General features: G+C 74.0%; 8 protein-coding genes. 3 read left to right on the top strand and 5 right to left on the bottom strand.

Going from position 1 to position 7,385, the window contains the following annotated elements:
- The first annotated feature begins 265 nt into the window (after window positions 1–265).
- The 3 genes from NWP09_RS10305 to NWP09_RS10295 are packed head-to-tail and all read left to right on the top strand — an operon-like array spanning window position 266 to window position 3,241.
- Window positions 266–778: a low molecular weight protein-tyrosine-phosphatase gene (locus NWP09_RS10305; protein WP_258275424.1), complete on the top strand. Its 513-nt coding sequence runs from the start codon at window positions 266–268 to the stop codon at window positions 776–778.
- Between the two features lie 9 nt (window positions 779–787).
- On the top strand, window positions 788–2,167 hold the full coding sequence (gene purB / locus NWP09_RS10300; RefSeq protein WP_258275423.1) for an adenylosuccinate lyase: 1,380 nt from the start codon (window positions 788–790) through the stop codon (window positions 2,165–2,167).
- A 57-nt stretch (window positions 2,168–2,224) separates the two neighbouring features.
- The gene (locus NWP09_RS10295) at window positions 2,225–3,241 is read left to right on the top strand and encodes a zinc-binding dehydrogenase (protein WP_258275422.1); all 1,017 of its coding nucleotides are present in this window, start codon (window positions 2,225–2,227) and stop codon (window positions 3,239–3,241) included.
- An 81-nt stretch (window positions 3,242–3,322) separates the two neighbouring features.
- Here the strand turns inward: NWP09_RS10295 and NWP09_RS10290 are convergent, their stop codons facing one another.
- The 5 genes from NWP09_RS10290 to NWP09_RS10270 form a co-directional block, all read right to left on the bottom strand.
- Complete coding sequence (locus tag NWP09_RS10290; protein ID WP_258275421.1) at window positions 3,323–4,825, bottom strand: catalase; 1,503 nt, start codon at window positions 4,823–4,825, stop codon at window positions 3,323–3,325.
- Window positions 4,826–4,933: 108 nt separating this feature from the next.
- Complete coding sequence (locus tag NWP09_RS10285) at window positions 4,934–5,362, bottom strand: Fur family transcriptional regulator (RefSeq protein WP_258275420.1); 429 nt, start codon at window positions 5,360–5,362, stop codon at window positions 4,934–4,936.
- A 62-nt stretch (window positions 5,363–5,424) separates the two neighbouring features.
- Window positions 5,425–6,264, bottom strand: a complete 840-nt coding sequence (locus NWP09_RS10280; RefSeq protein WP_258275419.1) for a sulfurtransferase — start codon at window positions 6,262–6,264, stop codon at window positions 5,425–5,427.
- A gap of 28 nt (window positions 6,265–6,292) precedes the next feature.
- Window positions 6,293–6,829, bottom strand: coding sequence for a hypothetical protein (locus tag NWP09_RS10275; RefSeq protein WP_258275418.1), 537 nt, complete (start codon window positions 6,827–6,829; stop codon window positions 6,293–6,295).
- Between the two features lie 114 nt (window positions 6,830–6,943).
- On the bottom strand, window positions 6,944–7,385 hold a 442-nt coding region (locus NWP09_RS10270), incomplete at its 5' end, for a hypothetical protein (RefSeq protein ID WP_258275417.1).

The raw sequence follows: 7,385 nt of genomic DNA, 5'->3' as shown, positions 1-7,385 counted from the left end.
CCGCCGCCGGCGTCAGAGGTGTATAAGGGACAGCCGCGGCCTGCGCCGCGCGCGCCTCGTCGACCGCGGCCGCGCGCACGACGGCCGCCGCCGCATCCGTCGTCGTCATCGCCGCGACCGCCGCCGTCGTCGTCACCATCGCCATCGTCGCCCCCTTCGCGTCGGCGGCACGATGGCATGCCGCGGCCACCGCGCGCGGCCTCGAGCGAGCGACCTGTGGATGCGCGGCCCGCTCGCGACGTGCGCCCTGCGCCATGATGGGTGGGTGACCATCGAGCGGGAGATCGGCGATGCGACGCGCTTCCGCGTCTGCTTCGTCTGCACGGGCAACATCTGCCGCTCCCCCATGGCCGCGACCGTCTTCGAGCAGCTCGCGCGCCGGCACGGCGTCGCCGACCGCCTGCACGTCGCGAGCGCGGGCATCAGCGACTACCACGTCGGCGAGACCGCCGACCCTCGCACGCTCGCCGCGCTCACCGAGGCCGGCTACGACGCGGTGCACCACCGGGCGAAGGAGTTCAAGGCCCAGTGGCTCGAGGCCTTCGACCTCGTCATCGCGTTCGACCGGGGCCAGGAGCGAGCGCTCCGCTCGCTCGCCCGCTCGGAGGAGCAGCTCTCGAAGATCCGCCTGCTGCTCGCGTTCGACCCCGAGGCGACGGTGCCCGACGTCCCCGACCCCTACTACTCGGAGGACGCCTTCTTCGGCACCGTCCTCCGCCAGATCGAGACCGCGGTCGGCCGGCTGTTCCGCCAGATCCAGCCGGCCCTGCGCCCCTGAAGGAGACCCATGCCGCTGCCCGCCCAGCCCCTCTCGCCCCTCGACGGCCGCTACCAGCGGCAGGTCGCCGGCCTCTCCGAGCACCTCTCGGAGGCCGGCCTCAACCGCGCCCGCGTGCACGTCGAGGTCGAGTGGCTGCTGTGGGTGGCCGAGCACGGCCTCTTCGGCGCGAGCCCGGTCGAGCCCGAGGCGGCGGATGCGCTGCGGCAGTGGGCGGCCGGGTTCGGCCAGGCGGAGATCGACTGGCTCGCCGAGAAGGAGGCCGTCACCCGCCACGACGTCAAGGCCGTCGAGTACCTCGTGCGCGACCGGCTCGCGCAGCAGGGCCTCGAGCGGCTCTCGGAGGCCGTGCACATCGCGTGCACGAGCGAGGACATCAACAACCTCTCGTACGCGCTCACCGTGCGCGCCGCCGTGCACGAGGTCTGGCTGCCGGCGCTCCGCGCGGTGATCGACCGGCTCCGCGAGCTCGCCGCCGAGCAGCGCGACCGCGCGATGCTCTCGCTCACCCACGGGCAGCCCGCGACCCCGACGACGCTCGGCAAGGAGCTCGCTGTCGTCGCGTGGCGGCTCGAGCGGCAGGCGAGGCGCATCGAGGGCGTCGAGGTGCTCGGCAAGTTCGCGGGCGCGACGGGCACGTTCTCGGCCCACGTCGTCGCCGAGCCCGACGCCGACTGGCCGGCCACCGCATCCGCCTTCGTCGAGTCGCTCGGGCTCACGTGGAACCCGCTCACGACCCAGATCGAGTCGCACGACTGGCAGGCCGAGCTCTTCGGCGCCATCTCGCACGCCGGCCGGATCCTGCACAACCTCGCGACCGACGTGTGGACGTACATCATGCTCGGCACGTTCACCCAGATCCCGGTCGCGGGCGCGACGGGCTCGTCGACCATGCCGCACAAGATCAACCCGATCCGGTTCGAGAACGCCGAGGCGAACCTCGAGATCGCGTCGGCGCTGCTCGAGTCGCTCTCGGCGACCCTCGTGACGAGCCGCCTGCAGCGCGACCTCACCGACTCGTCGACGCAGCGCAACATCGGCGTCGCGCTCGGGCACTCCCTCCTCGCGCTCGACAACCTGCGGCGCGGCCTCTCGGAGATCGCCGTCTCGGACGCCGCGCTCGACGCCGCCCTCGACGGCAACTGGGAGGTGCTCGCCGAGGCGATCCAGACGGTGATCCGCGCCGAGGTGCTCGCCGGGCGCTCGTCGATCGACGACCCGTACGCGCAGCTCAAGGAGCTCACGCGCGGCCAGCGCGTCGGGCAGGCCGAGCTCGTCGCGTTCGTCGACGGCCTCGACATCTCCGACGCGGCGAAGGAGCGCCTGCGGCGCCTGACCCCGCACGCCTACACGGGGCTCGCGAGCGAGCTCGTCGACCGGCTGCCCTAGCGACCCTCGATCGCGCGCGCGGCCGGGGCCCACAGCCGCGCGTGCCAGGCTGGGCGGATGCGAGCGACGATCCTGCACGGCCCCGGCGACATCCGCGTCGAGGAGTGGGCCGACCCCTCCATCGAGCGCCCGACCGACGCGATCGTGCGTGTCGTCGCTGGCTGCGTCTGCGGCTCGGACCTCTGGCCCTACCGCGGCGCGAACGCCGTGGCCGAGCCGCGCACGATCGGCCACGAGGCGATCGGCGTCGTCGAGGCGGTCGGCCCCGACGTCGCCCGTGTGCGCGTGGGCGACTTCGTCATCGTGCCGTTCGACCACTGCTGCGGCCGCTGCGCGCACTGCCTCGCCGGGCAGACGCAGGGCTGCGTCGAGCTCGCCATGACCCCGAGCGGCCAGGCAGAGCTCACGCGCGTCACGAACGCCGACGCGACGTGCTTCGTGCTCGACGACGCGCCCGCGCCCGAGCAGCACGCGGCTGTGCTCGTGCTGAGCGACGTGCTCCCCACCGGCTACCACGCGGCGGTCTCGGCGGGCGTCGCGCCCGGGTCGACGGCGGTCGTCGTGGGCGACGGCGCCGTGGGCCTGTGCGGCGTGCTCTCGGCGCGGCGCCTCGGCGCCGAGCGCATCGTCGTGCTCTCGCGCAACCCCGACCGGCAGCGCATCGCGACCGCGTTCGGCGCGACCGACGTCGTCGCCGAGCGCGGCGACGCCGCCGTCGAGGCGGTGCGCGAGCTCACCGGCGGGGTGGGGGCGGATGCGGTGCTCGAGTGCGTGGGCACGGCCGAGTCGATGGGCACGGCGTTCGGCGCCGCGCGCCCCGGCGCGACGGTCGGCTTCGTCGGGGTGCCCCACGGCGTCGAGATCCCCTGGAGCATCGCCTTCCGCAACAACATCGGGCTCCGCGGCGGCATGGCGCCGGTCGTGCGCTACCTGCCCGAGCTCGTGCCGGCCGTGCTCGCGGGCGACCTCGACGCATCCGCCGTCTTCGACCTCGAGCTGCCGCTCGACGAGGCCGCCGAGGCGTACCGGGCGATGGACGAGCGGCGCGCGGTCAAGGTGCTGCTGCGGCCCTGAGCACGCGCGACTGAGCCGGGCCCCGACGCAGACGCGGCCCGCACCGGTGGAGACCGGTGCGGGCCGCGAGGCGTTGCGGGACTAGAAGACCGCGGGCGTGCGCACGGGCTCGGATGCGAGCGACGTGCGCGGCTCGGCGATCGGCTCGAGGCCGGCCTCGACGCGCGCGCCGAGGTCGGCGTCGACGTGCTTCCAGTACTGGATCGCCCGCTCGCGGATCTCCGGCACGCGCGTCTTGCCGACGTGGCCGACGATGTTCGCGACGAGCCGCTCGCGCGCCGCGTCGTCGAGCACCTCGCGGTAGAGCGTGCCCGCCTGGCCGAAGTCGTCGTCCTCCGGGTGCAGCGTGATGGCGGCGCGCACGAGCTCGCCGTCGCTCTCCCAGCCGCGGTCGTCGCCGGCCGCCACCGGGTCGGCCGCGGGGCCGCCGAACGAGTTCGGTGCGTACACCGGCGCCGCGGGCGAGCGGAAGCCGTGCCGCATCGCGCCCTCCTTGTCGTAGGAGTCGACCTCGACGCGCGCGCGGTTGACGGGCAGCTCGGCGTGGTTGACGCCCACGCGGTAGCGCTGCGCGTCGGCGTAGCTGAAGATGCGCGCCTGGAGCATCTTGTCGGGGCTGCCGGTGATGCCGGGCACGAAGTGCGCGGGGCTGAAGGCGGCCTGCTCGATCTCGGCGAAGTAGTTCTCGGGGTTGCGGTTCAGCGTCATCTGCCCGACCTCGATGAGCGGGTAGTCGCCGTGCGGCCACACCTTCGTGAGGTCGAACGGGTTGAAGCGGTACGTGGCGGCATCCTCGTAGGGCATGACCTGCACGTGCAGGGTCCACGACGGGAAGTCGCCGTCCTCGATCGCGCCGTAGAGGTCGCGGATGTGGTGGTCGGCGTCGCTGCCCGCGAGCCGGTCGGCCTCGGCCTGCGTGAGGAAGTCGTTGCCCTGGTTGGTCTTGAAGTGGTACTTCACCCAGAAGCGCTCGCCCGCGGCGTTGATCCACTGGTAGGTGTGCGAGCCGAAGCCGTCCATGTGCCGCCAGCTCTTCGGCAGGCCGCGGTCGCCCATGAGCCACGTGACCTGGTGGGCCGACTCGGGGCTCAGGGTCCAGAAGTCCCACTGCATGTCGTTGTCGCGCAGGTGCGAGCCGGGCAGGCGCTTCTGCGAGCGGATGAAGTCGGGGAACTTGATGCCGTCCTTGATGAAGAAGACTGGCGTGTTGTTGCCGACGAGGTCGTAGTTGCCCTCGCTCGTGTAGAACTTGAGCGCGAAGCCGCGCGGGTCGCGCCACGTGTCGGGGCTGCCCTGCTCGCCGGCGACGGTCGAGAAGCGCGCGAGCAGCTCGGTCTCGACGCCCGGCTGGAAGAGCGCCGCGCGCGTGTACTGCGACACGTCGTGCGTCGTGACGAACGTGCCGTACGCGCCGCCGCCCTTCGCGTGGACCACGCGCTCGGGCACCCGCTCGCGGTTGAAGTGGGCGAGCTTCTCGACCAGGTAGTGGTCGGTGAGCGCGATCGCGCCGTTCGCGCCGACGCTCTGCGAGTGCGCGTCGCTCGCGATCGGCGTGCCGACGCTGTTCGTGGTGGGCTTCGTCATCTGCTCTTCTCGTCTCTCTCTTCGGTGCGGTCGGGGTCCGGGCGCGCGGCATCGCCGCGCGCAGGCGTGAGGGTGGATGGGCTCCGTCGCCCGGGCGGTGCGGTGCGGTCAGGCCGTGGTCGCGGCCGCCGCGCAGTCGGCGCACACGCCGACGAAGGTGACCTCGGCCGTGTCCACCGCGAAGCCGGGCGGGGCGTCGGCGTGGAGGCAGGGCGCCGCGCCCACGACGCAGTCGACGTCGTCGACACGACCGCAGACGCGGCACAGGGCGTGGTGGTGGTTGTCGTCGATCCGCCGCTCGTAGCGGGCCGCCGACCGCTCGGGCTCGAAGCGGCGCAGCACGCCGGCGCTCGTGAGGTCGCCGAGCACGTTGTGCACCGATTGCACCGAGGTCTCGTGCCCTGCGGCGGCGAGCGCCCGGTGCACCGCGTCGGCGTCGGCGTGGGGCTGCCGAGCGAGCGCGTCGAGCACCGCGAGCCGGCCCTGCGTCACGCGCAGGCCGCGCTCGCGCAGCAGCTCGGCGTCGGTCTCGGTCACGTGCCCAGCATATCGCTATCGTGAACGATTCAAAACAACCGGCCCGCGCACGGCGCGTCGCATCAGGCGCTCCCGACGACCGGCCGGCCGGAGCCCACGCGGCCCCACTCCGCCCACGAGCCGTCGTAGACCGCCGCCTCGCGACCCACGAGCGTCGCGGCGAGCGCGACGACCGCGGCGGTGACGCCCGACCCGCAGCTCGCGATGATCGGCCGCTCCCCCGCGGCGTCGGCGAGCCGCACGGCGAGCTGCTCGGGCGGCAGCATCCGGCCGCCGGGGGCGAGCTGTGCGTAGTGCAGCGATCGCGCGCCCGGCATGTGGCCCGCGCGCACGTCCGCCCGCGGATCCGGCTCCGCGCCCGTGAAGCGGGCCGGCGAGCGGGCGTCGAGCACCGCGGCGTCGCCCGAGCCGAGCGCGGCCGCCGTGACGTCGGCGTCGACGAACGCCGACGCATCCCACCCCACCCTCACGTCACCGGGGCGCCCCGTCGACTCGGCGACGGGAGCGAGCGGATGGCCGGCGCCGACCCACGCGGGCAGGCCGCCGTCGAGCACGGCGGCCTCGATCCCCGCCGCGCGCAGCATCCACCACGCGCGAGCGCTCGAGAACATGCCGGCCGCGTCGTACGCGACGACGCGATCGCCCTCCCGGATGCCGATCGCGCGCAGCTCGCGCTCGAGATCGGCCGGCGCGAGGGCGTCGTGCACGCCGACCGGGCCGAGCCCGTCGCGCTCGTCGCGGCGCGAGAAGCGGCCGTCGATGTCGAACCGCACGGCGCCGGGGATGCCCTCAGTCGGGAGCGGCTCGTCGGTGCCGGGCGGGGCCATGCTCGCGTCGACGACGACGAGGGCCGGCTCCCCGAGCCGCTCGGCCAGCCAGTCGACGTCGACGAGATCGCGCATGCGGCCCATCGTGCCAGGCCACGCCGCGCTACTTCTTCTTGTCCTTCTTCTCGTCGACGATGCCGCCGAGCAGCCCGCCGATCGCGCCGCCCAGGGTCCCGCCCACGGGGCCGCCGATGAGCGCGCCGATGCCCGCCCCGATGCCCGCGAGGCTCGAGCCATAGCTCTGGCGCGCGATCGTCACCGTCGGCGACCCGTCGTCGCGCGGCGCGACCTCGAACGAGCCGACCGCGGCCGACGCCACGACGAGCGCCACGGGGCTCGCGGTGCCGCTCGCAGCGAGGCGGTCGTAGATCCCGCGCGACTCGAAGTACGCCCGCTGCGCGTCGGCCTTGCCCTCGCCCGCCTCGAGCCCGATGCGGTAGAGGTCGAGCAGCGTGCGCGCCTCCTCGCCGTCGATGAGCTCGGCGGTCTGCAGCCGGTCGAGCACCGCCTCGTGATCGCTCACGAGATCGCCCTTCGACGCCTCCATCACGCGGCGGGCCTCCGCTCGCGCGGCATGCATCAGCCCGGCCACGTCGAGCAGCCGGCCGTGCTCGTGCTCGTGCTCTTGCTCCATCTTCATCTCACGCCTCCTCGTCGAGCCGCTGTCGCGGTCGGCGTCAGTGAAGCACCGGGACGTGCAGGCCGGTAGGGGCGAGATGGATGCGCCGCCGCGGGCGGGCGGCGCGGGCGGCGGTCAGCGCTGCTCGTCCGGGAAGGCCGTGATGACGCGCTCCGAGCTGAGGCCGACCCCGACGGTCACCATCCAGGACCGCACCGTCTCGCCACCCTCGACCTGCTCGACGAGCACGTCGTAGTTCACGATGTCGTCGCGGTACGGCTCGACGCGCGTCGGCTGCTCGAGCGCGCGGTCGATCGCGAACCACGCGACGTCCTCCCAGTCAGCGCCGATCGCCTCGGCGAGCTCGCCGAAGTCGCCGGTGTGGCCGTCGGCGATGTGGCGCCAGCCGGCGCCCTCGGCGCTGCCGCACGTCATGATCGCCTCGCCCGCCGCCACGCCGAGGGCCGGGGAGGCCGCGCGGTCGAACCGCTCGAGCTCCGCGCGATCCGCCATGCGGCCGCACTCGGCGTCAGGCTCGACGTCGTGCGCGGAGGGGTCGAAGGCGACGCCCTCCGCC

This window comes from Agrococcus sp. HG114 (assembly GCF_024723325.1).
Classification (GTDB): domain Bacteria; phylum Actinomycetota; class Actinomycetes; order Actinomycetales; family Microbacteriaceae; genus Agrococcus.
This window is presented reverse-complemented; position numbering and strand designations above follow the sequence as displayed.

Coding starts and splice junctions, on each gene's coding strand:
- purB (WP_258275423.1), top strand. CDS start 788: ATGCCGCTGCCCGCCCAGCCCCTCTCGCCCCTCGACGGCCGCTACCAG.
- NWP09_RS10295 (WP_258275422.1), top strand. CDS start 2,225: ATGCGAGCGACGATCCTGCACGGCCCCGGCGACATCCGCGTCGAGGAG.
- NWP09_RS10290 (WP_258275421.1), bottom strand. CDS start 4,825: ATGACGAAGCCCACCACGAACAGCGTCGGCACGCCGATCGCGAGCGAC.
- NWP09_RS10280 (WP_258275419.1), bottom strand. CDS start 6,264: ATGCGCGATCTCGTCGACGTCGACTGGCTGGCCGAGCGGCTCGGGGAG.
- NWP09_RS10275 (WP_258275418.1), bottom strand. CDS start 6,829: ATGAAGATGGAGCAAGAGCACGAGCACGAGCACGGCCGGCTGCTCGAC.